The 26,116-nt window shown below is 72.5% G+C and carries 18 protein-coding genes, 1 pseudogene and 1 riboswitch; of the genes and pseudogenes, 9 read left to right on the top strand and 10 right to left on the bottom strand.

Going from position 1 to position 26,116, the window contains the following annotated elements:
- Positions 1-509 precede the first annotated feature (509 nt).
- The 4 genes from SSQG_RS38305 to SSQG_RS24135 form a co-directional block, all read right to left on the bottom strand.
- Positions 510-1,925 (bottom strand): hypothetical protein, encoded by a 1,416-nt coding sequence (locus SSQG_RS38305; RefSeq protein ID WP_158681097.1) that lies wholly within the window; start codon positions 1,923-1,925, stop codon positions 510-512.
- Positions 1,926-2,149: 224 nt separating this feature from the next.
- A complete protein-coding gene (locus tag SSQG_RS24145; protein ID WP_003992456.1) occupies positions 2,150-3,319 on the bottom strand; it encodes a VWA domain-containing protein in 1,170 nt (389 codons plus the stop codon).
- Positions 3,320-3,461: 142 nt separating this feature from the next.
- A complete protein-coding gene (locus SSQG_RS24140; RefSeq protein WP_039933520.1) occupies positions 3,462-5,945 on the bottom strand; it encodes a DUF5682 family protein in 2,484 nt (827 codons plus the stop codon).
- A gap of 94 nt (positions 5,946-6,039) precedes the next feature.
- A complete protein-coding gene (locus SSQG_RS24135; RefSeq protein WP_003992454.1) occupies positions 6,040-7,170 on the bottom strand; it encodes an ATP-binding protein in 1,131 nt (376 codons plus the stop codon).
- A gap of 145 nt (positions 7,171-7,315) precedes the next feature.
- Here SSQG_RS24135 and SSQG_RS24130 point away from each other — a divergent pair, with 145 nt between their 5' ends.
- Positions 7,316-8,671, top strand: coding sequence for an SWIM zinc finger family protein (locus SSQG_RS24130; protein ID WP_039933519.1), 1,356 nt, complete (start codon positions 7,316-7,318; stop codon positions 8,669-8,671).
- Between the two features lie 142 nt (positions 8,672-8,813).
- On the top strand, positions 8,814-10,439 hold the full coding sequence (locus SSQG_RS24125) for a DUF5691 domain-containing protein (protein ID WP_039933518.1): 1,626 nt from the start codon (positions 8,814-8,816) through the stop codon (positions 10,437-10,439).
- Positions 10,440-10,843: 404 nt separating this feature from the next.
- Here the strand turns inward: SSQG_RS24125 and SSQG_RS24120 are convergent, their stop codons facing one another.
- Complete coding sequence (locus SSQG_RS24120; RefSeq protein WP_003992450.1) at positions 10,844-11,260, bottom strand: cobalamin B12-binding domain-containing protein; 417 nt, start codon at positions 11,258-11,260, stop codon at positions 10,844-10,846.
- A 590-nt stretch (positions 11,261-11,850) separates the two neighbouring features.
- Here SSQG_RS24120 and SSQG_RS24115 point away from each other — a divergent pair.
- Positions 11,851-12,714 (top strand): esterase/lipase family protein, encoded by an 864-nt coding sequence (locus SSQG_RS24115; protein WP_003992449.1) that lies wholly within the window; start codon positions 11,851-11,853, stop codon positions 12,712-12,714.
- A 140-nt stretch (positions 12,715-12,854) separates the two neighbouring features.
- On the top strand, positions 12,855-14,507 hold the full coding sequence (locus SSQG_RS24110; RefSeq protein ID WP_003992448.1) for a M23 family metallopeptidase: 1,653 nt from the start codon (positions 12,855-12,857) through the stop codon (positions 14,505-14,507).
- Between the two features lie 52 nt (positions 14,508-14,559).
- Here SSQG_RS24110 and pcrA read toward each other — a convergent pair whose 3' ends face one another.
- Positions 14,560-17,040 (bottom strand): DNA helicase PcrA, encoded by a 2,481-nt coding sequence (gene pcrA, locus SSQG_RS24105; protein WP_003992447.1) that lies wholly within the window; start codon positions 17,038-17,040, stop codon positions 14,560-14,562.
- A gap of 290 nt (positions 17,041-17,330) precedes the next feature.
- Positions 17,331-17,502: riboswitch (cyclic di-AMP (ydaO/yuaA leader) on the top strand.
- A gap of 8 nt (positions 17,503-17,510) precedes the next feature.
- Between pcrA and SSQG_RS24100 the strand changes: the two genes are divergently transcribed.
- Both SSQG_RS24100 and SSQG_RS24095 read left to right on the top strand, forming a co-directional pair.
- Entirely contained in the window at positions 17,511-18,680 is a 1,170-nt protein-coding gene (locus tag SSQG_RS24100; RefSeq protein ID WP_003992446.1) for a C40 family peptidase, read from the top strand.
- A 131-nt stretch (positions 18,681-18,811) separates the two neighbouring features.
- Positions 18,812-19,747, top strand: a complete 936-nt coding sequence (locus SSQG_RS24095) for a tellurite resistance/C4-dicarboxylate transporter family protein (protein WP_003992445.1) — start codon at positions 18,812-18,814, stop codon at positions 19,745-19,747.
- On the opposite strand, the gene SSQG_RS24090 is transcribed toward SSQG_RS24095, so the two are convergent.
- Entirely contained in the window at positions 19,725-20,078 is a 354-nt protein-coding gene (locus SSQG_RS24090) for a hypothetical protein (protein ID WP_003992444.1), read from the bottom strand. The two genes, SSQG_RS24095 and SSQG_RS24090, sit on opposite strands and share 23 nt — an antisense overlap.
- A 424-nt stretch (positions 20,079-20,502) precedes the next feature.
- On the opposite strand from SSQG_RS24090, the gene SSQG_RS24085 reads away from it, so the two are divergent.
- Positions 20,503-21,570 (top strand): C40 family peptidase, encoded by a 1,068-nt coding sequence (locus tag SSQG_RS24085; protein WP_003992443.1) that lies wholly within the window; start codon positions 20,503-20,505, stop codon positions 21,568-21,570.
- Between the two features lie 10 nt (positions 21,571-21,580).
- Here SSQG_RS24085 and SSQG_RS24080 read toward each other — a convergent pair whose 3' ends face one another.
- Positions 21,581-22,324 carry a LuxR C-terminal-related transcriptional regulator gene (locus tag SSQG_RS24080; RefSeq protein WP_003992442.1) on the bottom strand — a complete coding sequence of 248 codons (744 nt, stop codon included), beginning with the start codon at positions 22,322-22,324 and terminating at the stop codon, positions 21,581-21,583.
- A pseudogene (locus tag SSQG_RS24075) lies at positions 22,321-23,616 on the bottom strand (PspC domain-containing protein). The gene SSQG_RS24080 and the pseudogene SSQG_RS24075 overlap by 4 nt, the downstream one beginning before the upstream one ends.
- 178 nt (positions 23,617-23,794) lie before the next feature.
- Between SSQG_RS24075 and SSQG_RS24070 the strand changes: the two are divergent.
- Both SSQG_RS24070 and SSQG_RS24065 read left to right on the top strand, forming a co-directional pair.
- Positions 23,795-25,279, top strand: a complete 1,485-nt coding sequence (locus SSQG_RS24070) for a PspC domain-containing protein (protein ID WP_003992440.1) — start codon at positions 23,795-23,797, stop codon at positions 25,277-25,279.
- Complete coding sequence (locus SSQG_RS24065; protein WP_003992439.1) at positions 25,266-25,508, top strand: hypothetical protein; 243 nt, start codon at positions 25,266-25,268, stop codon at positions 25,506-25,508. The genes SSQG_RS24070 and SSQG_RS24065 overlap by 14 nt, the downstream gene beginning before the upstream one ends.
- Before the next feature lie 66 nt (positions 25,509-25,574).
- On the opposite strand, the gene SSQG_RS24060 is transcribed toward SSQG_RS24065, so the two are convergent.
- Entirely contained in the window at positions 25,575-26,099 is a 525-nt protein-coding gene (locus SSQG_RS24060; RefSeq protein ID WP_003992438.1) for a DoxX family protein, read from the bottom strand.
- Between the last annotated feature and the right edge of the window lie 17 nt (positions 26,100-26,116).

The raw sequence follows: 26,116 nt of genomic DNA, 5'->3' as shown, positions 1-26,116 counted from the left end.
GTCCCTATCAGTGATCTCGCGGTTCGTTGTCTGCGTGGGCGTGCCGCGAGGGCAACGTGACGTCCGCCGTCTGTCAGTCACAAGGGAGGCGCACACGGTGTCCGAGCGCGCGGCATGTCCGTCTCGCAGGTTATCGCTGCTTGCAGGAGGCCCCTAAATCGAGGGTCACACCTGAGCGGTGATACCTGTCACATGATGCCGCGCTCTCCGGCACGGCGTGCCTGGGGTGAGGGGCCTCACCGGGCTGGGGTTGACCCGGTGAGGCCCGCCGAACACCCCCGAAGGAGCACGAAGGTCCAGCTCAGGGCCCTGCTCTTCGGGGTGTGGGTCGGCTGGTCCCCACCCCAATGGGGACCAGCCGGCCCGATCCGCGAGATGTGGCCTCAGGCGAGCGACGGCTTTCGATCGCCCTGGGCTGATGGCTCGCGGAGTCGGTGGGGTGAGGGTGCGGTGGGCACCCTTCGCCGGTGCCGCTGCCGTCGGCTGCGGGGAGCGGCGGTCCGTCCGCGCTAGCCGGGGAAGAGGGGGATGTCCCGGTGACTGTCCCGGGTGCCGGCCGCGTGGGAGCGGGCCGCGGCATCGGGCACGAGCCTCAGCGGCACGCGCAGGCTCAGGGTGACGGCGTGCGCGTCGCCGTGGCGGGGGGCGCCGTTGTCGACGGTGGCCCGGTTGCCGAGCGTGCCGTCGGGGCGGTCGGGGTGCGCGGGGGCGCCCGGGGCGTGCGCGCTGTGGGCGGCCGACGGGTCTGCGGACGGGGCGGCGTTGCGTGCCCGTCTGTCGCGGTGCGAGAGGTTCACGAGGTATGCGCCGCCAGCACGGGCGGGACGGTGCACGTCGCCGTGCGCCGTGGCCTCCGTCCCGGCATCGGCGCACTCCACCGCGGTCGCCGCCGGGTCGGCCGAGGCGGGCACGTCGGCCGACGGTGTCGTCACCCGGCCCGGGGCCGGGTCGTACGTGACCGGGGTGGGGAGTGGGACGGCCGGGAGATCAAGCCGGCCAGGGGCAGGGGGCTCTCCCTGGTGAGGGGCCTCAGCCGTGGGAGGCGCGGGCAGGAGGCCGGACAACGCGGGGAGTTCGACGAGCGACGGCAGCTTGGGCAGGACCGGCGGGTCCGACAGCACCGGCAGCTTGGGCAGGACCGGCGGGTCGGGCAATACCTGCGGGTCGGGCAGCGCGGGCAGCTTGGGCAGGAGCGGCGGGTCGGACAGCACCGGCAGCTTGGGCAGGACCTGCGGGTCCGACAGCACCGGCAGCTCGGGCAGGACCGGCGGGTCGGGCAATACCTGCGGGTCGGGCAGCGCGGGCAGCTTGGGCAGGAGCGGCGGGTCGGACAGCACCGGCAGCTTGGGCAGGACCTGCGGGTCCGACAGCACCGGCAGCTCGGGCAGGACCGGCGGGTCGGGCAATACCTGCGGGTCGGGCAGCGCGGGCAGCTTGGGCGGGACCGGCGGATCGGACAACACCGGTACGTTGGGCGGCGGCGGATCGGATGGGGCCGGCCGCGTCGGTGGCTCGGGGAGCTGCGACGGGGAGGGCGACGACGGTTCCTTGGTCCGTGCCTCTCCCAGCCCCCGGCCCGCGGCCTCCCCGGCATCACCGACCACCCGCACGCCCCGCTGCCCCACGGCTTCCAGGCTGTGCCCCCTGCCGGCCCGCTCGGAGACGGGCCGGACATCCGCCGGCCCCCGCCGGCCGATCGGGGCGTGCGCGTCGGGCCGGGCCGGGGACCGCTGGTCCGTGACGACCCGCCCCACCGCGCTGTCCGTCAGGCCCCGCACACCCTCCGCCGCGGACGCCCGCTCACCGCACAGCAGCCCGATGACGAGCACCCCGCCCACCAGCAGCACCACTTGGAGGGCACGCCGCCCGGCCGCCGTGCGCAGCATGCGCAAAGCGGCACCGGGCAGGGCTGCTGACCAGGTCAAGAAGGGGAGCTTCCTCCCGTGCGACGGAACAAGCGCGGAGCGCTCCACACGTCACGAGCAACGCGTCGGCCCACCGCGGTACTGCCCGGCGCAGCACGACGCACCGCCGAGCAGGCGCCGATCCTCGCACGGGAGTGCGCCGGTTGCGCAAGCCCTTGCGAACCGATGGGGCGTCATGTCCGTTTTGCTGCCCCCGAGTCGGACGACGACGCGCCTTCGGCTCGTCACGCCGCGTCCGGTATCGGCAGCGGCCGCTTCTCGATCGCCGCCGCCATCACCTCCGGGAACAGATCGGGCGTACAGGCGAACGCCGGTGCCCCCAGGGCGGCGAGCGCGGCCGCGTGCTCCCTGTCGTACGCCGGCGCCCCCTCGTCCGAGAGCGCCAGCAGCGTCACGAACTGCACCCCCGACGCCTTCATGGCCGAGACCCGCTTGAGCATCTCGTTCCGGATCCCGCCCTCGTAGAGGTCACTGATGAGCACGACCACCGTCTCCGCGGGCCGGGTGATCTGCGATTGGCAGTAGGCGAGCGCACGGTTGATGTCCGTGCCGCCGCCCAACTGCGTCCCGAACAGGACGTCGACGGGATCGTCGAGCTGGTCCGTGAGGTCGACGACCGCCGTGTCGAAGACGACGAGTCGCGTGCAGATCGTCCGCATCGAGGCGAGCACCGCTCCGAACACCGATGCGTACACGACCGATGCCGCCATGGATCCCGACTGGTCGATACAGAGGATGACCTCCTTCTTCGTGGACTGGGTCGCCCGCCCGTACCCGATGAGCCGCTCCGGCACGATCGTTCGGTACTCGGGCAGGTAGTGCTTGAGGTTGGCCGCGATGGTGCGGTTCCAGTCGATGTCGTGGTGGCGGGGCCGGTTGATCCGCGCACTGCGGTCGAGGGCACCGGTGAGGGTCGCCCGGGTGCGGGTGGCGAGCCGCTTCTCGAGATCCTCGACGACCTTGCGCACGACGGCCCGTGCCGTCTCCTTCGTCGTCTCCGGCATGGCCTTGTTGAGCGACAGCAGCGTTCCGACGAGATGCACGTCGGCCTCCACGGCCTCCAGCATCTCCGGCTCCAGCAGCAGCGTGGCGAGACCGAGCCGGTCGATGGCGTCCCGCTGCATGACCTGCACGACGGAGGACGGGAAGTACGTCCGGATGTCCCCGAGCCAGCGCGCCACGGACGGCGCCGACGCTCCGAGCCCCGCCGAACGATCCCGGCCGCCCCGCGAAAAGTTGTCCCCCTTGCCGTAGAGGGCGGTGAGCGCCCCGTCCATCGCCGCGTCCTGCCCCGACAGGGCGCAGCCGGTGCCGTCCGCCGCGTCACCGCCGAGCACGAGCCGCCACCGCCGCAACCGCTCCTGCGCCGGGTCCGTCCCCACCTCGGGCGTCATCCGTGTCCTCCCCTGCTCAGCCGTTCCCACAGTGGGATCACCGGCACGGTCGTGGCCGGCCGGCCTTCCGCTCCGGGTCCGTTCCTGACGGCGCCCTCCCCCGCCGTCACCCTCGTCGCCGCTTTCCTCGGTCCATCGGTCGTCATCCGGTAACCCCCGCCAAGTCCTCGCCTGCCGTCTCCGCCACCTCGTCCAGTCCGAGCAGCAGCCGCACGACCGGCAGCACGGCGTCCGCGCGCTCCTGGTCGAGTTCTGCCGCGAAACCGGGTATGCCGGAGCCGGCCGGTGCCGCACCGCCCCCGGCTGCCGGTCCACGCCGGACCAGTTCGCCGAGGGTGCGGCGCACCCCGGGTTCGTACGCCGAGAACGTCCGCCGCAGCAGGGGCAGCACGTCCGTGAATGCCTCCGCCGGCACCCCGGTCAGCCACGCGTCGACCAGGCCGAGCAGCCGCTCGTCGTGGACCAGGAGCATCCCGCCGCCGGAGCCTCCTCCGACGAAGCCCTCGATCCACGCGGCGGCGTCCGCGGGCGGCGTGCCCGGGGAGAGGACGAGCCCCATGAGCCGCGCCGCCTCCTCCTGCGTCAGCTCCCCGTCGTCGAGCAGGAGCCGCACGGCCCGCCCCCGGATCACGCCGGGCACGGTGTCCCGCGCGCACAGCACACGCAGCACCGACTGCCACCGGGTCCTCAGACGGCCCTGTGCCGCCGCGGGGGCGTCCCCCAGAAGCCCCACGGCCCCGTGCACGGCGTCGACATGACGCCGCATCTCCTCCGCCGCGTCCGCGTCGAGCGCGGCGCACGCCGGGGGCAGGCCGACGAAGACCCGCTCGGCCAGCCCCGCGGCGACCTCGCCCAGAGCCCCGGTGTCCGTGCCGCGCACATCGCCGTAGCGCAGGGAGCGGACCAGGGCCGGCAGCGCCTGGGCGAGGTGGCCGACGTCCGCGTCGAGGGCCGCCCGGTCGGCGAGGATCCGCATCACCGTGGGCAGCGCCTCGGGCAGTTCGGCCAGCAGGCAGCGCTCGGCGAGCGCGGTGACGTCGGCGAGGCCCCGCGCGGCGACCGCGTCCGCCTCTGCCTTCGCGGTCGCGGCGGACAGGACGGTCGTCCCCCACACTCCGGCCTCGGCGACCCGCACGGACAGCTCAGGCTCCCAGCGCAGCCGCCAGGTCTCCCGGAACGTGCCCGTGCTGCCCCGCGAGGCGGCCGGTTCGCCCCAGGCGATCCCGAGCAGCCGCAGCCGGTGCAGCAGCCCGCTGCGGGCGGCGTCGGTCTCCTTGCGCAGGTCGAGCTCCAGCTCCCGTTCCAACGCCTCGGGTTTCAGCCGCAGGCGGCGCTGGAGCCGGGCGAGGTCCCGCTGCAACGGGACCGCCGGTGCCGTCGACGGCACCTCCCCCAGCACGTCCCCCACGACCAGCCGGTCCCGCACCAGCGCCAGCGGCACGTCCGAGCCCTCGCACATCACCGCCCGCACCGCGTCGGTCGTCTCGCTCAGGCCGGGCAGCGGACGGCCGCGCATCGCGGCGAGCGTCTCGGCCAGCCGCACGGCCTCGATGACGTGCGCGGAGGAGACGATCCGGTCCTCGGCACGCAGCAGTCCCGCCACCTTCGTCATCCACCGCTCGACCGGCCGGTCCGGGGCGCTGAACAAGTGCCCGTACCAGCCCGGCGATTCGATGCCGGCCCCGTACCCGCTGGCCCGGGACAGCCTGCGGTGGGTCCATGGCACCCAGGTCATGTCCGTCTTGACCTTGGCCAGTCCCTTCAGCAGCGCCCGGTCGGCGGCGACGGTGGTCTTCTGCCGCAGCGCGGGCACGTGCCAGGCCCCGCAGACGACGGCCACACCGTCCTCGAACTCCCGCTGCGCGGCCCGCACCTGGAGCCGCATGTAGGCCTCCCGCACCAGGTCCCGGTCGTGTCCCCCGCTGCCGTAGGTCTCCCGCAGGGCCGCCATGGCCTCCTCCAGCACGGTGAACGGCGCGAGCGCGTCCCCCTTTCCCGCGCCCCGGTGCTCCACGACGTCCTCCCACCACCGCTCCGGGTCGTCGTAACCAGCGGTCCGCGCCAGCACACCGAGCGGATCGATCCGCACGTCGTCAGGGTCAGGGGCGGAATCGGGAGTGGGGTCGGGCGCGGAACGCGGAGTGGGTACGGGCCCGGTGTCGCCCGCGGCGGGGTCGGTCGCGGTGTCGCCCGCGGCCTCGGCCTCGGCGGTGTCGGCGTCGGCCTCGGCGTCCAGGGGGCGTTCACCCACCACTTCCGCCTCGTCCTGCTGCCTCCCCCAGGCCAGCGTGTGCGTGGCCGGCAGGTCGATGAAGCGGGCCGGGACGTCGTGCTCCAGGGCCCAGCGGACGGCGACCCACTCCGGGGAGAACTCCGCCAGCGGCCAGAACGCCGAGCGGCCGGGTTCGTCCACCGCATGGGCGAGCAGGGCGACCGGTGGCCGCATCTCCTCGTCCGCGGCGAGCGGAACCAGGGTGTCGGCCTCCGGCGGCCCCTCGATCAGCACGACCCGCGGCCGGACCTCCTCCAGCGCCGCCCGCACGGCCCGCGCCGACCCCGGCCCGTGGTGCCGCACCCCGAGCAGCAACGGCCCCGCTCCGGCCCCCCGCCCCACAGCACTTGCCATGCTCGTCACTTCCTCCCCCTCTCATCCCTGACGTCCCAGCCGATCCCGCCGCCAACCGCCGTCCCGCCGCCCAAGGGCCCCCGCCCCCTATCGCTCACACGCTCACCTCCCGGCAGGCCCGGTAGAAGTCCTTCCAGCCGTCCCGCTCACGGACGACCGTCTCCAGGTACTCCTGCCAGATGACCCGGTCGGCCGCCGGGTCACGGACCACCGCGCCGAGGATGCCCGCGGCGACGTCGCTCGGCCGCAGCACACCGTCACCGAAGTGGGCCGCCAGGGCGAGCCCGTTGGTGACGACGGAGATCGCCTCGGCCGTGGACAGCGTGCCGCTGGGCGACTTCAGCTTCGTCCGGCCGTCGCCGGTGACGCCGTCGCGCAGCTCACGGAAGACCGTGACGACACGGCGGATCTCGTCGAGGCCGTCGGGCGCGGCCGGCAGGTCGAGGGACCTGCCGATCTGGTCGACGCGGCGCGAGACGATGTCGACCTCGGCCTCGGGGCTCTCCGGCAGGGGCAGCACCACCGTGTTGAAGCGGCGGCGCAGGGCGCTGGACAGGTCGTTGACCCCTCGGTCCCGGTCGTTGGCGGTGGCGATCAGGTTGAAGCCGCGGACCGCCTGCACCTCCTGGCCCAGCTCCGGTATCGGCAGCGTCTTCTCGGACAGGATCGTGATGAGCGTGTCCTGCACGTCCGCCGGGATACGGGTCAGTTCCTCGACGCGGGCCGTCATGCCGTCGGCCATGGCCCGCATGACGGGGCTGGGCACGAGGGCGTCACGGCTCGGGCCGTGGGCGAGCAACCGCGCGTAGTTCCAGCCGTACCGGATGGCCTCTTCCGGTGTGCCGGCGGTGCCCTGCACCAGCAGCGTGGAGTCGCCGCTGACCGCCGCGGCCAGGTGCTCGGACACCCAGGTCTTCGCCGTGCCGGGCACGCCGAGCAGGAGCAGGGCGCGGTCGGTGGCGAGCGTGGTGACGGCGACCTCGACGATGCGGCGCGGACCCACGTACTTCGGTGTGATCACCGTGCCGTCCGGCAGCGTGCCGCCGAGCAGGTACGTGGCGACGGCCCACGGCGACAGCTTCCAGCGGGCCGGGCGCGGACGGTCGTCCTGTGCGGCCAGCGCGGCGAGTTCACCGGCGAAGGCGTCCTCGGCGTGCGGTCGCAACGTATGTGTCGATTCCGCCTCCCCCGCTTCGACGGACGTCGACTCAACGGACACAGTCATGGCAAAGTCCCCCTCCAGCTCAGCCGGTTCGGATCTGGCATCCACGTTGCACCACACCACTGACAATGCGTTCTGACCTGCGAAAACGCTCTGCCGGGACGGCTCGCGGACCCGATTGTCAGTGGTGGGATCTACCTTCGGTGACATGACTCAGCAGGGGGTGCGCTGGACCGCGGACCAGGTGCTGGCACTGGCGCCTGACACCGCGTCACGCAAAGCGGGAAGCAAACTCGGCGCGGCGGGGCCGTGGTCCGAGGCGGGGAGTTCCGACGAGGGGACGGTGTGGGGACTGTGCAAGGGCAGCGGAAGCAAGCCCTATCAGACGGTGGTCGACATCGCGGACGCCTCCGGGCCCGCGTACAAGTGCAGTTGTCCGAGTCGCAAGTTCCCGTGCAAGCACGCCCTCGGCCTGCTGCTGCTCTGGGCCGGCGGCGACGGGGCGGTGCCACGGGGGGAGGCGCCGGAGTGGGCCGGCCAGTGGATAGCGGGGCGGCGCAAGCGCGCGGAGGAGAAGAGGTCCGGGGAGAGTCCGGGTTCGCCGTCCGGGTCCGCTGATCCGGAGGCGGCGCGGCGCCGGGCGGAGCGCCGGGCCGAGCGGGTCACGGCGGGCGCGGTGGAGCTGGAGCAGCGCCTGGCCGATCTGCTGCGCGGCGGCCTGGCGACGGCGGAGCAGTCCGGGTACGGCCTCTGGGAGGAAACGGCGGCCCGGATGGTCGACGCGCAGGCGCAGGGCCTGGCCGGCCGGGTCCGGGAGTTGGGTGCCATCCCGTCCACGGGACCGGGCTGGCCGGTGCGGCTGCTGGAGGAGTGCGCGCTGCTGCATCTGCTCGGCCAGGGCTGGTTGCGCCGCGAGCGGCTGCCGGAGGGCCTCGCCGCCACGGTCCGTTCCCGGATCGGCCTGCCGGCCTCCGCGGACGGCCCGCCACTGCGGGACCGCTGGCTGGTGCTCGCCCAGTACGACACTGCGGACACACGCCTGACGACCCGCCGGATCTGGTTGTACGGCGCCGACTCCCACCGCACGGTGCTGCTCCTCTCCTACGGCGCCGCAGGCCGCGCCCCGGAGCTGGCACTGCCGGTGGGCCTGGCTCTGGAGGCCGAGGTGTCCTCCTTTCCGGGGGCCGGGCAGTTGCGAGCGGCGTTGGGCGAACAGTTCGCACCACCGGCACCGGCGGAGACACGGCCGCCGGGTGTGACGACGTCCCAGGCGGTGGCCCGTTACGGCGACGCCCTGCGCGACGATCCGTGGCTGGAGTCGGTCCCGGTGACGCTGGACCGGGTCGTGCCCACCCCGGACGGCGACTCGTGGCAGCTGGCGGACGTCGACGGGGACGCGGCGTTGCCGCTCACGCCGGCCGCGCGGTCCCGGCCCGGTCTGTGGCGGCTCGTCTCCCTGTCGGGCGGCGCCCCGGTCAGGGTCTTCGGCGAATGCGGCCACCAGGGTTTCACCCCGCTGACGGCCTGGCCCGAGGGCCCGGGCGAGGCGGTCGGGCTCTGCTGAGCACGTGCCGCCGACGGCAGCGCTCTCGCCCCTTCGGCCCAACTCGCACTTCTCACGAATGCACGCATCTTTCAGGCATCACGGGACAACCGATCAGGGTGAGTCTTCAACCACCCCCGGGCGCCCCGCGGAAAGGACCCGTATGAACAGGACTTCCGCTCCTGTGGACGCGCCCGCCACGGGCGCCTGGGAGGGGCTCGTCACTACAGCACTGCTGGGCACGGACCGGCGTACCCCGCCGGGCACCGGGCCGGGCCAGGAGGCGCCGGTGGCCCTGCTGGACGCGGCGGCCGTGGAGACCGTACGGCGACGGGCCGGTCTGCGTCCGGCGCGGGCGGCGGAGCGTCCGCAACCGGCCCCGGAGGATTCACGTCCGCCGCTTCCGCCGGCGGCCGCCCGCAGACTGGCGATGCTGCTGGCCGATCGTCCTGGCGCATCCGGCGGCGGACGCCGGGGCACCGCGCCCGACCTGATGGAGCTGCTGCCCCAGTGGCTCGCGGCGGCGAACGCCCATGGTTTCGCGCCGCCTCCGCAGGTGCTGCCCGCGCTGCTGGACGCGGCCCGGGGGCGGACCGACCTGCGCCCGGCGGCGCTGCAGTTCGCAGGTCCGAGGGCCTTGTGGCTGGCGCGGCTGAACCCGGACTGGCGGTTCGCCCTGCGCTCGACACCGGGCGGCGGAGCGGCCCTGCCGCACCTCAGGGACGACGGAAGCATCCGGCAGTTGTGGCAAGATGGCCTGTTCGCCGAACGGGTCGCCCTTCTGTCCGCCCTGCGCTCCCGCGAACCCGCCGCCGCTCGGGAACTGCTCGCGACGACGTGGGCGACGGAACGGGCCGAGGACCGGCTGATGTTCCTGGACTCGCTGCGCACGGGCCTGTGCCCGGACGACGAGCCGTTCCTGGAACAGGCCCTGACCGACCGCAGCCGCAATGTCCGGGCGACGGCGGCGGAATTGCTGTCGGCGCTACCCGGTTCGGCGCTCGCCGCGCGGATGGCGCTCAGGGCGGAGGCGTGCGTGGCGATCGACCGCACACTGAGCGCTCCGGCCATCGCCGTCGAGGCGCCGCACGAGTGCGATCCGGGCATGGAGCGCGACGGTGTCGTGGCGAAGGCGCCCGCGGGCCGGGGTGAGCGGTCGTGGTGGTTCGGCCAGCTGGTGGAGGCGGCCCCGCTCGGAACCTGGTCGCCGCGGCTGGGCGGGCGGACGCCCCGGGAGATCGTCGCGCTGCCGGTCTCGGACGACTGGCAGGGCGAGCTGCACGCGGCGTGGTGCCGGGCCGCCGTGCGTCAGCGGGACGCCGAGTGGTCGCGCGCCCTGCTGGGAGAGCCCTCGGCGCCGGAAGCGGGCGGTCCTGGCGCGGTGTCCCTGGCGGAGCGCGCCAAGCTGCTCGGCACGCTGGACGCAGCCGAGCGGGCCGAGTGGGTCGCCGGTTTCATCGCGGCGCACGGACTGTCCGAGGCCTTCCAGCTGCTCGGGGTGTGTGCGGTGCCGTGGGCGGCGCCGCTCGGCCGGGCGGTGGTGGACGCGCTCAACATCGCTCGGGACGCGGGGAGTTATCCATGGAGTTTCAGCGGGGTCATGGGCCTGGCGGAACGCTGCCTCGACCCGTCCGAGGCCGGCCGTCTCGACGCGCTGCTGGCCGTACCGGACGACGAACCGGAGAACGCGTCGCCCGGAGCCGGCGGCTACTGGGCGGAGTCCTTCCAACGCCTGTCCACGACACTGCGGCTGCGCGCGGCGATGACCGAGGAACTGCGCATGCCGTAGCTCCGGCCGACACACCCACCGACGCCCGCCCCGACCCGCCCGGCGCTGGGCCGGTAGCCCCGTGGGACCACGGGCCCGTCACCTCGGTGAGCCGGGGGCCTGTCACCACGATGGACCCCGGACCCGTCGCCCCGGTGGGCCGCGCGCCCGTCACCGCGGCCCGCCGCGGGTCCACCACCCGGCTCGGGCCCTCTGCCCGGCCCGGCCACACACCCGTCACCCAGCCCGGCGCCCCGGTCGGCGGCACGCAGTTCGCCCAGCCCGGCGCAGCGCCCGCCACCCCGATCGGCGACACGCCCGTCACCCAGCCCGGCGCCACACCCGCCACCCCGGTCGGCGACACGCCCGCCGCCCCGGCCGACCGCAGCCCTGCCGGCCCGTCCGCCGGAAGCCTGCTCCGGCGCCTACGCCTCAGCCGGCTGCCGGGCGTTGGCGCGGACCCAGTCCACGATCGACGCGGTCGTCGCGCCGGGCGTGAAGATCTCCGCGACGCCCTTCTCCTTCAGCAGCGGGATGTCCCCCTCGGGGATGATCCCGCCGCCGAAGACCAGGATGTCCTCGGCGTCCCGCTCCCGCAGCAGCTCGATCACGGCGGCGAAGAGCGTGTTGTGCGCGCCGGAGAGGATGGAGAGGCCGATCGCGTCGGCGTCCTCCTGGAGCGCGGTGTCGACGATCTGCTCGGGAGTCTGGTGGAGCCCGGTGTAGATGACCTCCATACCGGCGTCGCGCAGGGCCCGCGCGATCACCTTGGCCCCGCGATCATGGCCGTCGAGCCCCGGCTTGGCCACCACCACGCGGATCGGACCGGCTGCCACACCCATCACTGCCTCCATGAAGCGATTACATCCATCCGTACCGACAAGTACCGCACACATCGCGCAAGCGGTACACGCCGCACCGCACGGACACCCCGCCCCGAACCGTCCGGGCAAGTGAACGAACGTTATCTCCAGCATCCCGCAACCGGCAGTTTCGCGGTGCGGAGCGAGGGGGAAATCACACGCAGGGACACGTTCGCCGCGCACCGTTCCGAGCTTCCGCGGCATCGGTGCCGCGCTCTTCCGCGGCACACGGACCGCATCGGGACCGAGCGCAAGGGGAGCCGCGACGAGGTCGCCGTACCACCGCCCCACCCACCACGCACAGCGGCGGTACGGCACTTCGGCGAGGGCACGCGGGACACGCAGGGCACGCGCAGCACGCAGGGCAGACACGGCGCAACAGCGGGGAGCCTCGTCGCCACACCGACAGGGGACCCCGTCGCTTCACTGGCGTCACACGCGCCACACGGCGCGCTCCGTCCCCGCGGCTCACGCCGCTCGCGCGGTCGTCGTCGGCCGTCTTCGCAGCTGCTTTCCACGAGGGCACACGGGGGGCTGTGGCCCTCACGCGTGCCGACAGGAGGTCGGCCATGAAGGTCACCGGGGCCGTTCTGCCCTTTCTCCCGTTCTGCCGGCGTCTGTTGCCGAGCCGGCCGGCCGGACTCTCCATGGCGCTGCTGAAGGCCACCGCCCTGGAGATCGCGATCCTGGCCGGGCATCTCCTCCTCTATCCCTCCGGCATCGCCCAGGAGCGACGGATCCCCGCCCCGGCACTGCCCACGGACGGCACCGCCCAACTGCCGACGGAGGCCAAGCCCCCGGTCGTCCTGCTGCACGGCTTCATCGACAACCGCTCGGTCTTCGTCCTGCTGCGCCGCAGTCTCGCCCAGCACGGCAGGCAGCGGATCGAGTCCCTCAACTACTCGCCGTTGACCTGCGATCTGCGCGTCGCGGCCGAGCTGCTCGGCCGGCATATAGAGGAGATCTGCGAACGCACCGGCGCCGAGCAGGTGGACGTGGTCGGGCACAGCCTCGGCGGCCTGATAGCGCGTTACTACGTGCAGCGGCTCGGCGGGGACAGCCGCGTCCGGACCCTGGTCACACTCGGCACGCCGCACTCCGGAACCCGGGCGGTGCCCCTGGCCGACGCGCACCCCATCGTGCGCCAGATGCGCCCCGGCTCACCGGTGCTCGAGGAGCTCACTCGACCGGCGCCGGGCTGCCGCACGCACTTCGTCAGCTACTGGAGCGACCTTGACACCGTGATGGACCCGGTGGAGACGGCCCGCATCGACCATCCCGATCTCTCGGCGCAGAACGTACGAGTGACGGGCATCGGCCATCTCGCCCTGCCCGTGCACCCCACCATCGCCAACGGCATACGGCAGGTCCTCGACACGGCACGCCCGGGTGAACCGTCCACCGGCCACGCCGACGGTCTGACGGTGGCCTGAAACCACCCACGCCACCGTCCACGTCCCGCCGCACGGACTCGTCATACAACCGACGCTCAGCACTCCAGCCCCGATCAACCTCGAACAAACTTCGAACACAGGGCCAAACCCGCGCCCGCAGTCCGCCAAAACACGGCCGAATGCCCGTTTCCTGTGCGCGCGAAACCTGCCGAAGATTGTCGTGCCCGCGTACCGCCGGGTACAGTCGCCGCACTGCTCTGGCAGCCCCTGTTGTCGAGGCGAAAGAGAAGTTGGTGAACGACCGTCACCCGTCGGGGACCATGACCCCGGCTCCGGCTTCCGACGCCGACTCGGCGCACTACGCGTCGTACGGCACCCAGGAAGCCCAGTACGGCGACTTCACCACGTACGGCGACTACGCCGCCACCGGTTTTGACGCCACAGGCACCGACGGCAGCGGTTTCGCCGCCACCGGCCACACCACCGCAAGCTTCGCCACCGACCCCCTCTTCGGCGATCTGCCGGACAGCGGTCATCACACGGGCGCGTACGACACCGGCCACTGGCCCACCGGCACCCACGAGAACGTGCACTACGACGCGTACGCGGCCCAGCACCACGCCGCCGCCTACGACACCGGCGTGTACGACACGACGAGCTGGACGACCGGGCAGCCGCTCCCGGTCATCCCGCCGCAGGCCACCTCCCCGGACGCGACCGGGCAGTGGGACACCGGCGCCTGGCATCAGCCCGACCAGTCCGGCAACCCGGCCGACCAGACCCAGCAGTGGGACTGGGGCACGCAGTCCTTCGACACCGGCGCCTACGACGCCACCCAGTGGAACGCCGACGGCACCGCCGCGGCGGCCCCCGAGGCGTACGAGCAGCACGGCGAAGCCTTCGACCAGCTCGAGACCGCGACGTTCGAGCAGGTCGGCTACGACGAATCCACCGGTGCCCTCCACCTCGACCCCGCCGCGGACGGCGGTGAGCCGGCGACCACCGGTGAACTGCCCACCGTGGCCCCCCTCCTGGACGGCCAGGAGGAGGCCACCCCGCCCCCGGGCTCACGGACGGCCTCACGTGCCGCGTCCCGTTCCCGCCGCCGTACGCCCCCCAAGCGGTCGGCGCTGATGACCATCGCGGTGCCCTCCGCATGCGTGATGGGTGTCGCCGGGATCGCCGCGGCCTCCGTCGGCAGCCTCACCGAGGACAGTGCCGCGGAGGCGCACACGACCGCGGCGGACGCGCAGCCGGTCAAACCGGCCGCCGCCAACAACAAGCTCGACACCCAGCTGAAGAGCCTCTCCGCCGGTGCCGACGACTTCGCCGACCGGGCCAGCCGTACGCAGGAACGCATCGACCTCAAGGCCCAGCAAGCGGCCGAGCGGAAGCGGGCGGCGGAGGAGGCGGCCCGCAAGGAGCGGCTGCGCCCGAAGTTCGCCATGCCGGTCGCCCGCCACGGACTCAGCGCCCAGTACGGCCAGGCCGGCATCAACTGGATGTCCCTGCACACCGGCATCGACTTCCCCGTCTCGTACGGCACGACCGTGATGGCCGCGACCGACGGCACCGTCCGCACCCAGTGGAACAGCGCGTACGGCAACATGCTGATCCTGACCGCGAAGGACGGCACGGAGACGTGGTACTGCCACCTCTCCACCTACACGGTCCCCTCCGGCACGTCCGTGAAGGCGGGCGATCCGATCGCCCGCTCCGGCAACTCCGGCAACTCGACCGGCCCTCACCTGCACTTCGAGGTGCGCCCGGCCGGCGGCTCGCCGATCGACCCCCTCCCGTGGCTGCGCAGCCACGGCGTCGACCCGACGTAACGTCTCGGCAGCCCCCGCCGCGAGTGCGAGCGGGGGCCGGCATCCGACCGGGCTAGAGCTTCTCCACCGGCGCGTACCGCAGCAGTAGCCGCTTCGGTTTGGTGTCCCCGAAGTCGATCGTCGCCTCGGCGTTCGCGCCCGTGCCCTTGACCGCGACGACGGTCCCGAGCCCGAACTGGTCGTGTGTGACACGGTCCCCGGCCGCCAGCGCCACGACCGGCTTCTCGGAGGTCCGGCGCGTGGCGAAACCGGAGGCGCCCGACGCCGACGAACGCGAGCGGGACGACGACAGCGAGGCCGCCACGGCCGAGACCGGGCCGGAAGACGCGGGCGCGGTCGCTCCCGTCCGCTTCCACTCCAGGTGGGCCGGCGGAATCTCCTCCAGGAACCGGGAGGGCGGGTTGTACGACGGCTGGCCCCAGGCGCTGCGCATCGTCGACCGCGTCAGGTACAGCCGTTCCCGTGCGCGTGTGATGCCGACGTAGGCCAGGCGGCGCTCCTCCTCCAGCTCCTTGGTCTGGCCGAGGGCGCGCATGTGCGGGAAGACGCCGTCCTCCATGCCGGTGAGGAAGACGACCGGGAACTCCAGGCCCTTGGCGGTGTGCAGGGTCATCAGCGTGATGACGCCGTCGCCGTCCTCCTCGTCCGGGATCTGGTCGGAGTCGGCGACCAGGGCGACCTGTTCGAGGAAGTCGGCCAGGGTGCCCTGCTCGTCTTCGCCGCGCTCCTGCTCGAACTCCATGGCGACGGCGGCGAGCTCCTGGAGGTTCTCGATCCGGGTCTCGTCCTGCGGGTCGGTGGAGGCCTGCAACTCGGCGAGGTACCCGGTGCGTTCCAGCACGGCCTCCAGCACGGTGGCGGGTCCGGCGCCGGACTCGACGATCGTGCGGAGGTCCTCCATCAGCGCGTTGAACCGCCTGACCGCGTTGGTGGAGCGCGCGGCCATGCCGTACGCCTCGTCGACGCGCTTCAGGGCCTGCGGGAAGCTGATCTTCTCGCGCTGGGAGAGGGCGTCGATCATCGCCTCGGCGCGGTCGCCGATGCCCCGCTTGGGGACGTTGAGGATCCGGCGCAGCGGCACCGAGTCCTCCGGGTTGGCCAGCACGCGCAGGTAGGCCAGGACGTCCCGGACCTCCTTGCGCTCGTAGAAGCGGACACCGCCGACGACCTTGTAGGGCAGGCCGACGCGGATGAAGATCTCCTCGAAGACACGGGACTGGGCGTTGGTGCGGTAGAAGACGGCGACGTCGCCCGCCTTCGCCTCGCCCGCGTCGGTCAGGCGGTCTATCTCCTCGGCGACGAACTGCGCCTCGTCGTGCTCGGTGTCGGCGACGTATCCGGTGATCTGCGCGCCGGTGCCCGCGTTGGTCCACAGGTTCTTGGGGCGGCGGGACTCGTTGCGCTCGATGACCGCGTTGGCGGCGCTCAGGATGGTCTGCGTGGAGCGGTAGTTCTGCTCGAGCAGGATCGTCGTCGCGTCCGGGTAGTCCTCCTCGAACTGGAGGATGTTACGGATCGTCGCCCCGCGGAAGGCGTAGATCGACTGGTCGGCGTCACCCACCACGCACAGCTCGGCGGGCGGGACGTCCTCCGGGCCGGGCGGTACGTCGACGGGGTGCTCGGTGGTGCCGACGAGTTCGCGGACGAGGGCGTACTGGGCGTGGTTGGTGTCCTGGTACTCGTCCACCAGCACGTGCCGGAAGCGGCGGCGGTAGTGCTCGGCGACGTCCGGGAAGGCGCGCAGCAGGTTGACCGTCGTCATGATCAGGTCGTCGAAGTCGAGGGCGTTGGCCTCGCGCAGTCGCGACTGGTACATCGCGTAGGCCTGGGCGAGGGTCTTCTCGAAGCCGTCGCTCGCCTGCGCCGCGAAGTCCTCCTCGTCGATCAGCTCGTTCTTGAGGTTGCTGATCTTGGCGCTGAACGACTTCGGCGGGAAGCGCTTGGGGTCGAGGTCCAGATCGCGGCAGACCAGGGCCATCAGGCGCTTGGAGTCGGCGGCGTCGTAGATCGAGAAGGAGGAGGTGAAGCCGAGCTTCTTGCTCTCCCGTCGCAGGATGCGCACGCACGCGCTGTGGAAGGTCATCACCCACATGGCGTTCGCGCGCGGGCCGACGAGCTGCTCGACGCGCTCCTTCATCTCGCCCGCGGCCTTGTTGGTGAAGGTGATCGCGAGGATCTGGCCCGGGTGGACGTCCCGCTCGGCGAGCAGGTGGGCGATGCGGTGCGTGAGCACGCGGGTCTTGCCGGAGCCGGCACCGGCCACGATGAGCAGCGGGGAGCCGGAGTGGACGACGGCGGCGCGCTGGTTGTCGTTCAGCCCCTCCAGGAGGGCGGCGGTGTCCACCACCGGGCGCGGGGCGCCGTCCCGGTAGTGGGTGTCCCGGTCCGGCGGCACGTCGAACTTCCCGCCGAACAGATCGTCCGGAACCGGCTCCGGTACGTGATCGTCCTCGGGCGGCGGCGGGGGCTCGTCCGCGGGGCCCCGCTGGGCCTGGAGGTCCGCCAGGAAGCTGTCGTCAAAGAGGCTGCTCATCGCTCTCCGAGTCTAGGGCGCCCCACTGACAGCCCGCCGCCGCCCTGTGAACATCGCCGAAACGACCCCCTCGTCACCCTTCAGGACCGGCCGATCACGCCCCGCGACGATCCCCATAATTCCGGATGATTCGCAATCAATCCCCACCAGTCGATCACTTTCAGCAACGCTCCGGGATAAGGTCACGAAAATGTATCGGGCATATCACCCATCAACCTTCACAGGGGCCACACGAGTTGGCTACCGTGCGGGCAGGCCGCACGACCCCCACCGGCGAACGTCGCCGGGCCGCGCGGCCTCCGCCGAGTCCGGTGTGCCGTAGCGGCAGCCGGAGCCGGGGACCCACCGAGACCTTGGGGTGAATCGGCCCGACTCCCTTCCCGGAGATGGCCGTAGGGCAACCCTTCCGAACCACCCGCCCGAACCCGACAGCTAACCCGGTAGGCGGAGCATGGAAGGAGTCGCCTCCCTTGGCGTCGCACCGCAAGTCGCGTCCCTCCGGTACGCGCGTAGCAGGCATACGGACCCCCGCCCTCGCGACGGCGGCCCTCACCTCCGTGGCCCTGCTGTCCCAGTCGGCCAACGCCGCCCCCACGGCCGACGACAAGCCCAGCCTGGAAGAAGTCGAGAAGAAGGTCGACGACCTGTACCGCCAGGCCGAGTCGGCGACCGACAAGTACAACGCGGCCAAGGAGAAGACCGCGAAGCAGCGCAAGCGCGTCGACAACCTCCTCGACGACGTCGCCCAGCGCACCCAGAAGCTCAACGAGGCCCGCGAGGAGCTGGGTTCCTTCGCCGCCGCCCAGTACCGCACCGGCGCCTCCGCCCCGGACACGGCGACGTTCCTGCTGGCGGACACGCCGCAGGACTACTTCGACCAGACCCAGCTGATGGACCGGATGACCGGCCGCCAGAAGGTGGCGGTCGACGACTTCGTCACCCAGCGGTCCGAGACGATGAAGAAGCGCCAGGAGGCCACCGAGAGCCTCGCGACGCTCACCGAGTCGCAGGGCGACCTGAAGACGGCCAAGTCCACCGTCCAGCGGAAGCTGGCCGACGCCCGCGAGCTGCTGTCGAAGCTGACGGCCGAGGAGAAGGCGCGGCTCGCGGCGATCGAGAAGAAGAAGCAGGAAGAGGCCGCCCGCAAGGCCGAGGAACTGGCCCGGCAGCAGGCGGCGCAGCAGAAGGCTCGGGAGGAGGCCGCCGCCCAGCAGCAGGAGAGTGGTTCCTCGTCGTCCTCGGGCTCGTCCTCCTCCTCGGCCCCGGCGGACTCCTCGTACGGCACCAAGGCCGACAAAGCACTCGCCTTCGCCCGTGCCCAGATCGGCAAGCCGTACGTGTGGGGCGCCATCGGCCCCGAGTCCTACGACTGCTCCGGCCTCACCCAGGCCGCCTGGAAGGCCGCGGGTGTCACCCTGCCGCGCACGACCTACGACCAGGTCAACGCCGGCACCACGGTCTCCCTCTCCCAGGCGCAGCCCGGTGACCTGGTCTTCTTCTACGACGACGTCACCCACGTCGGCATCTACATCGGCAACGGCATGATGATCCACGCCCCGAAGCCCGGCGCCTACGTGCGCGAGGAGTCGATCTACTACGACGGCGAGTCCGCGATCCACAGCGTGGTGCGGCCGGCCTGAGAGGTCCTGGTTCGAAGCCCCGACCCGAGGTCCCGCTTCGACGTCCCGGTTCGAGAGGTCTCCTACGTTTTTGAGGGGCACGCGCGCGTGCCCCTCTCGTAACGCGCGCGGCGCTCTCTAGCATCGGCGCTATGTCCGGCCCCTCCCCCTTCGCCACCTTGTGGGCGATGTACGCGCTGGCGACCGGCACACTGTCGGTCGGTCTCGACTCGGCGGGGTACGAGGTCCTCTCCCGTATTTCCCTCCTCCTGGCCTGCGGGGCCTGGCTGGTGTCGGTCGCCGACGTCCTGCGGCGGACGACCTGGCGGACGGAGACGCCGGCCGCGGTCACCACCCTGGCGGCGACCGCCGTCCTCGGCACCGCTTTCTCCGCGGCCGGCCGGCAGGCGCTCGCCGAGGCGTTGCTGGCGGTCGGCGCGCTGCTCTGGGCCGCTCTGCTCGTCGTGGAGGACAAGGAGCGGGGCGGGAGCGCGTTCCTGCGCTGTGTGGTCACCCAGGGGCTCGCCGTGCTCGCCGCCACGCTCGCCGCGGTCGTGTCGGCGGCCTGGCTCGCGCAGGCGGCCCTGGTGGTCTTCTGGCTGGGGCTGCTGCTGTGCGGCCTCGCCCTGCCCCGTTCCGACCCACGGCAGGTGGCCAGGGGGGCCGGGGACCACTGGCTGGCCGGCGGCGCACTCGCCGTCTCGGCCCTCGCCGGGGCGAAGCTCCTCAGTGCTGACAGCGCACGCCTGTATCTGTGGAACGACGAGAACCGGAGCGTGCTGCGCACGACCACCGTCACACTGCTCGTGCTCGCACTGACCTGCTGCGTCGCCCTGCTCGTCGCCGAACTCGTGTGGCCCCGGCACCGCTACGACGTGCGGCGCTGGGCGACCGTGTTCGGCGCGGCCGCGTCGGCGGCCGCCACCCTCGCCGTCGCCGCCGCCCTCGACGTCACGTGGCTGGACGGCCTCGGGGAGGCACTGCTGTGGATCGCGGTGGCGGCGTGGCTCGGGTGCGCCGCCTGGACGGTCACCTCGGCGCGGGCCGGCGACCGGCCCGGCGGGGTCAGGTCCAGAGCACGGCGATGAAGACGTTCGCCGCGGTCAGAGCCCCGACCAGGCCGAACAGGCCCTTGTCCACCTTCTCGTCGTCCCGCTTGACGTAGACCAGGCCGAGGATCACGATCAGCAGGGCCAGCTTCACGCCGATCTTCACGTTGTTCACGGACTGGTCGTCGGCCTGGTTGAGGCCGACCAGGATCACCCCGGTGACCAGCATCGTCAGCGCGCCGTGCAGCATCGCGGGGGTGTAGCGGGCGGTGCCCTCGCCCATCGCCTTCATCTGGGTGAGGAACCCGCCCAGGAGCGACGCGATGCCGATGATGTGGAGGCCGACGACGAGGTGGATGAGTATGTCCATGAGGCCGGAGCCTAATGAGGGGCCTCGGAGCCGCCCGACACCGGCCCGTCTCCTGCATATATGCGCCCCATAGCACCCGGCCGCCGTCCTCCGCCCGTGATTTCGGCGCATCGGTCATCACGCTGAGTTAAGTCGACGGCGCCAGGGCGAGATCACGACCGCATACGGTCACCGTCGGTCCTCTCGGGACACTTCCGCGCACCCGCCACCGGCCCGCCGCAGTGAGGTTTAGCGTCCTCCCCCAGGTGACCGGCTCCCCACCGCCGCCCGGGCCAGGGGCGGCAGTCGGGCACCACCGCCGAAAAGGTCCGGCGGCGGTCCGCTTCCCCTGTGCGGGCCGTCGCCGGACGCGCAGGCCGCCCGTCCGCTCCCCCAGGCGGCCGCACGCACCCACCGGCGGTCGAGGAAAGGACGTGGCCTCCAGGTGGCAGCGCACCGCAAGCCCCGCCAGCGCTCCGCGAGCGGCAACACGGCCCGTACGGCCGCCACGATCGCTCTCGCCGGCGCGGCGACCGCGACGGCGTTCGACGGCACCGGACACGCCGAACCGGAGCTCACCCCCGGTCAGGTCAAGTCCCGGGTGGACGAGCTGTACCGGGAGGCGGAGGTCGCCACCGAGAAGTACAACGGCGCGAAGGAGAAGGCCGAGGCGGCAGGGCAACGGCTGAAGGACCTCCAAGACCGTGCGGCCCGCAAGGAGGACCGGCTCAACACGGCCCGCGAGGCCCTGGGTTCCGTCGCCGCCGCGCAGTACCGCGAGGGCGGCCTCGACCCCGCGCTGCGGCTCGCCCTGTCCGACGACCCCGACCGGTATCTCGAGAACGCCGAGTTCGTCGAGCGGACCGGCAACCGGCAGAAGGCCGCCGTCTCGCGGGTACGGCGGCAGCTCCGCGAGATCGAGCAGCTGCGCGGCGCCGCTCACATCGAGCTGACCTCGCTGAAGTCGCGGCAGCAGGAGCTGAAACGGCACAAGAAGACGATCAGCGCCAAGCTGGGCTCCGCACGGCAGCTGCTGTCCAGGCTCAGCGCGCAGGAACGTTCCAGGATCGGTGAAGCGCCGGGCACGAACCGCGCCTCACGTTCCTCGACCGGCCCGCGCGACAACCTCGCGGCCCCCGGATCCGCCGCGTCCCTGGCACCCAACTCCCGCGCGGCCGCCGCCGTGTCCTACGCCTTCCAGAAGCTCGGCAGCCCCTACGTCTGGGGCGCGACCGGCCCGAACGCCTTCGACTGCTCGGGCCTCGTCCAGGCCGCCTACCGCTCCGCGGGCGTCTCGCTGCCGCGCACCACGTACTCCCAGATCGACGCCGGCCGCCGCGTCTCCCGCTCCGAACTCCTCCCCGGTGACCTGGTCTTCTACTACGCCGGCATCAGCCACGTCGGCATCTACGTGGGCAACGGCCGGATGATCCACGCCCCGAACCCCTCCGCCCCGGTGCGGGTCGCACCGCTCGACGAGATGCCGTTCGTGGGAGCCACGCGGGTGGTGTGACCGGGGCAGGTCACACCAGCCGGCGAGCCGTCGCCCACCGCGTCAGCTCGTGCCGGTTGGAGAGCTGGAGCTTGCGCAGGACCGCCGAGACATGCGACTCGACCGTCTTCACCGAGATGAACAGTTGCTTGGCGATCTCCTTGTACGCGTAGCCCCGGGCGATGAGCCGCAGCACCTCCCGCTCGCGCTGGGTGAGGCGGTCCAGGTCCTCGTCGACCGGCGGCGCGTCCGTGGAGGCGAAGGCGTCGAGGACGAACCCGGCCAGCCGCGGGGAGAAGACCGCGTCGCCCTCCTGCACCCGGAAGACGGAGTCGACGAGATCCGTGCCGGTGATCGTCTTGGTGACGTACCCGCGTGCCCCGCCGCGGATCACACCGATCACGTCCTCCGCCGCGTCCGACACGGACAGGGCGAGGAAACGGACCGGCTGCTCGGTGTCGGCCATCAACGCGGCACAGCGGCGCAGCACTTCGACCCCGCCGCCACCGGGCAGGTGCACGTCGAGGAGGACCACCTCGGGCCGGGTCGCCGTGATGACCGTGACCGCCTGGTCGACGTCCGCGGCCTCGCCGACGACCTCGACACCCGTCTGCTCGGTCTGCCCGATCTCGGCCTGGACGCCCGTACGGAACATCCGGTGGTCGTCCACGAGGACCACGCGCACGCGACGCCCGCCGGTGCCGCCGCCTGTGTCCACGGGCCCGGCCGCCTCCGCCGGTCCCGCCGTACCGTTCGCCTCGGTCGGGTCGCTCATGACGTCTTCTCCGCCCTCTCCATCTCCAGCTCGACCTCCGTGCCGCCGTCCGGCACCGCGCGAAGTCGCGCGGTCCCGCCGTTGCGCTCCATGCGGCCGATGATCGATTCTCTGACACCCATCCGGTCGGCGGGTATCGAGTCGAGGTCGAAGCCGGGGCCGCGATCCCGGACGGACACGAAGACCGTCTTCCCCTCGACCTCGGCGTAGACCTGTACGGCGCCGCCCTCGCCACCGTACTTGGCGGCGTTCACCATCGCTTCTCGCGCGGCCTGCATCTGTGCGCCGACCCCCTCGTCGAGCGGGCAGTCGCCCACGACCACGACCTCGATCGGCACGCCGTGCTTGTCCTCCACCTCGGCCGCGTTGCGCCGCACGGCGTCGGCGAGGGTGGTGGGCTCGTCGGCCTCGTCCTTGCCGGTGCCCTCGGGTTTGTAGAGCCAGGTGCGCAGATCGCGCTCCTGGGCGCGGGCGAGGCGGCGCACCTCGTTCGCGTTCTCCGCGTTGCGCTGGATCAGCGTGAGGGTGTGCAGCACGGAGTCGTGCACATGGGCGGCGACCTCCGCCCGTTCCTGAGCGCGGATACGCATCAGGCGCTCCTCGGAGAGGTCCTGCGTCATGCGCACGAGATACGGCCCGGCGAGGAGCGTTATACCGACGAGGACCGCGAGCGCCGCCTGGAGGACGGAGCCGAGGTGGGCGGCGGAGCCCTGCAGGACGAAGATGCCGGAGACACCGGCCGTCACCAGCAGCACCCCGCCCACGGCACGCAGCAGCGTGACCGTGCGCCGGCGGCGGCCGACCTCGACCCAGCGGGCCCGGCGGGCGTTGTCCGCCTGCCGCCAGACCAGGGCGACGCCCGCGCCTACGAGCACGGCCGGCCACAGGTAGGCCCGGGCTCCGCCGCCGAGGTTGACGTTGCCCACGAAGACCATGGCCACGACGACCATGAGGAGGAGGGCCACCATCTGGCCCTTGTCCGGTCTGCGGGCGACGAGTCTGCGGCGGCCGTCCGGCGAGGTCTCCGTGGTGACCAGCGACGGCGGTTTCTGGGTCTCGACTCCGCCGACGCCGAGCGGGACGAAGAACCAGAAGGCGGCGTACAGCAGCGCACCGAGGCCGTCGGCCATGAAGAGGCCGACGAAGACGAGCCGGACCCAGATCACGGGCAGCCCGAGGTGCACACGGCGAGCCCTCGCGCGACCCCGCCGAGCCAGCGTCCGTCACTGCTGCGGTAGAGCTTGCGCGGCGGCCGCGGTTCGGGCGAGTGGCGCTGCTGCGGCTTCCGACATGCCATTGATGGTCACACGGCCGGAAGACGGGAGCATCAGGGTCGACCCCGGAGACTCCCCTGATCTCCGGGAACCGGCCCGTCGCACGCTTCCCGAGCCGTCCCTCAGGGCCGATATCAGGGTCCGGCCAGGGTCATTCCGACTCCCGTCGCGCCACCGCGCCCGTCACCATGGACCCATGACCGATCACGAGCACGCCGCGACGGGTCCGGGACCCGGCTCCGGCCCGCGCCCCGCACCGGGCGCCGGGCCGCAGGGTGCCGCGCCCGCCGCGGGCGCCGCGCCCACGGACTCCCCCGCGCCTCCACGCGCACACGGGCGGGCGGACGCGGGAGAAGAGGGGGGAGCGCCCGACGCGGCAGACCCGGCCGGGGACGTCACCGCGTCCGGGCTGCCCCGGAAGTTCCGGCGCGATCGCCGTCACAAGATGCTGGCCGGTGTCTGCGCCGGGCTCGGGCGGCAGTGCGACATGGACCCGGTCATCTTCCGGATCACCCTCGCGGTGCTCTCCGCCACCGGCGGCATAGGTCTCCTCTTCTACGGTTTCGCCTGGCTCTTCGTCCCGTACGACGACGAGGACGAGAACGAGGTGCGCAAGCTGCTGACGGGCCGCGTCGACGGCCAGGCCCTGACGGCCGTGCTGTTCGCGCTGGTCGGCTGCGGGGTGTTCCTGACCCTGCTGAACAACGGCGGGGTGCTGACCTTCGCCGTCGTCCTCTCCCTCCTCCTCGCCGGCGCGGGTTACTGGTCCCGCAGGCGCGACGCCCCCGGCCCGGACCCGCTGGCCGCCCAGGCGGCCGCCGACGCGCCGCCGGAACCCAAGGCGCCGCCGGTGCCCGCCGCCTTCCCCTCCTGGTGGCGCGACCCCATCGTCAAGGACGGCAGGCACTTCGGCGGCACGGGCTACCTGTGGGGCCCCCGCGACTACCGCGATGTCGACGTCGCGGCAGCCATCAACATCAGCCTCGGCCTGGTGCCCGGCACCCGCGAGGACATACCCGCCCCGCACACCCGGCCGCCCAAGCCTCGCGGGCCCCGCTGGATCGGCGGCTGGATCTTCCTGCTGGCCCTGTTCGCGGGCCCCATGGGCACGAGCCTCACCTGGGACGAACGCCCGCTCGGCACCAGCCTGCAGACCGGTCTGGCCTGCGCGCTCGCCGTCTTCGGCCTGGGTATCGCGGTCAGTGCCTTCCTGGGGCGGACAGGCGCGGGCTCGATACTCCTGGCGATCATCACGGCGGGTCTGCTCGCCGGTTCGGCGGCACTGCCCAAGGACATCGGCACGCAGTGGAACCGCACGACCTGGCAGCCCGCCACGGTGGCGGACGTACGGGACCGGTACGACCTGGGCACCGGCGTCGGCACCCTGGACCTGACCCGGCTGGACCTGACCGGACAACAGACCGTGACAACGGGGGCCGACGTGGGCGTGGGCCGGGTGAAGGTGCTCGTGCCCGAGGACGTGACCGTGCGGCTGAACGTCGACGTAGGGGTCGGAGACCTCCAGCTGCCGGGCGACGACCCGAAGGACGTGGACGTGAAACCGGGCCGGCACAAGGAGATGACCCTCTCCCCCGCCGAGAACGTCAAGAAGACCGGCACGATCGACCTGGACCTCCAGGTCGGCATGGGACAGGCGGAGGTGACCCGTGCTGCGTCATGAGCTCCAGCCCGGAAAGCTGGTCGCCGGCGCGGTCCTCACCGTGACGGGCGTCCTCTACGCGGGTGACGCGGGCGGCGCCTGGGAGATCCCCTGGTTCGTGGCGATCCCCCTCGTCACGGGCGGGCTGTGCCTGGCCGGCGCGGTGGCGTTCCTGACGGGCCGCGTACGCCGGCGGCGCACGGCGGGCCGTACCCCCGTCGAGGAGCCGGGCCCGGACGCGGCCGCCTGACTCCACCCGGCACCACCTGCCACCACCTGACGGCGAGCCACGTCCGACGGCTGCCGTCGGGCTCTGTCAGTAGCCCGCCCTCTGCCGTCGTCGCGACCGCAGTGCGGCATCGAGGGAGAACACGGGGGCGCCCGCCAGGAGGAGGGGAGTCCAGGCCATGAGGTAGGCGAGGTCGTTGCCGTAGTAGTACGGATCGGAGGCCCAGCTCACCGTGAGCCACAGGCTGAGGGAGATCAGTGCGCCGCCGAATGCGGCCAGTCGGGTGAGCAGCCCGAGCAGGGTGCCGATACCGACGGCCAGTTCTCCGAAGGCGATGGCGTAGCCGAAACCGACGGGGTTCTTCAGGGAGAGGTCGACCAGGGCGGGGATGGCGGAGGAGTCGCGAACGGCCCGCATCATGTCGCCGATCGAACCAGCACCGGCGTCCTTCATGAAGGCGCTGTCGGTGAGTTTGTCCAGGCCGGCGTAGATGAAGGTGACGCCGAGGAAGATACGCAGAGGGAGGAGGGCGTAGCGGGCGGCGCTGTCACGCCAGCCGCCGCCGCCTTGATAGTAGGAGGAGTGCGTGTCCGTCCGCATACTGTGAGTCATCGCCGCTAGCCGCCTCT

Source organism: Streptomyces viridochromogenes DSM 40736, from assembly GCF_000158955.1.
Lineage (GTDB): Bacteria > Actinomycetota > Actinomycetes > Streptomycetales > Streptomycetaceae > Streptomyces > Streptomyces venetus.
The sequence above is the reverse complement of the archived record's forward strand: the minus strand, read 5'-3'. Positions and strand labels throughout refer to the sequence as shown.

Bases quoted from the DNA above. Each gene is read 5' to 3' on its own strand.
- SSQG_RS24145 (WP_003992456.1), bottom strand. From the start codon at position 3,319: ATGACGCCCGAGGTGGGGACGGACCCGGCGCAGGAGCGGTTGCGGCGG.
- SSQG_RS24140 (WP_039933520.1), bottom strand. From the start codon at position 5,945: ATGGCAAGTGCTGTGGGGCGGGGGGCCGGAGCGGGGCCGTTGCTGCTC.
- SSQG_RS24135 (WP_003992454.1), bottom strand. From the start codon at position 7,170: ATGACTGTGTCCGTTGAGTCGACGTCCGTCGAAGCGGGGGAGGCGGAA.
- SSQG_RS24130 (WP_039933519.1), top strand. From the start codon at position 7,316: ATGACTCAGCAGGGGGTGCGCTGGACCGCGGACCAGGTGCTGGCACTG.
- SSQG_RS24125 (WP_039933518.1), top strand. From the start codon at position 8,814: ATGAACAGGACTTCCGCTCCTGTGGACGCGCCCGCCACGGGCGCCTGG.
- SSQG_RS24120 (WP_003992450.1), bottom strand. From the start codon at position 11,260: ATGGGTGTGGCAGCCGGTCCGATCCGCGTGGTGGTGGCCAAGCCGGGG.
- SSQG_RS24115 (WP_003992449.1), top strand. From the start codon at position 11,851: ATGAAGGTCACCGGGGCCGTTCTGCCCTTTCTCCCGTTCTGCCGGCGT.
- SSQG_RS24110 (WP_003992448.1), top strand. From the start codon at position 12,855: ATGCCCGTTTCCTGTGCGCGCGAAACCTGCCGAAGATTGTCGTGCCCG.
- pcrA (WP_003992447.1), bottom strand. From the start codon at position 17,040: ATGAGCAGCCTCTTTGACGACAGCTTCCTGGCGGACCTCCAGGCCCAG.
- SSQG_RS24095 (WP_003992445.1), top strand. From the start codon at position 18,812: ATGTCCGGCCCCTCCCCCTTCGCCACCTTGTGGGCGATGTACGCGCTG.
- SSQG_RS24090 (WP_003992444.1), bottom strand. From the start codon at position 20,078: ATGGACATACTCATCCACCTCGTCGTCGGCCTCCACATCATCGGCATC.
- SSQG_RS24080 (WP_003992442.1), bottom strand. From the start codon at position 22,324: ATGAGCGACCCGACCGAGGCGAACGGTACGGCGGGACCGGCGGAGGCG.
- SSQG_RS24070 (WP_003992440.1), top strand. From the start codon at position 23,795: ATGACCGATCACGAGCACGCCGCGACGGGTCCGGGACCCGGCTCCGGC.
- SSQG_RS24060 (WP_003992438.1), bottom strand. From the start codon at position 26,099: ATGACTCACAGTATGCGGACGGACACGCACTCCTCCTACTATCAAGGC.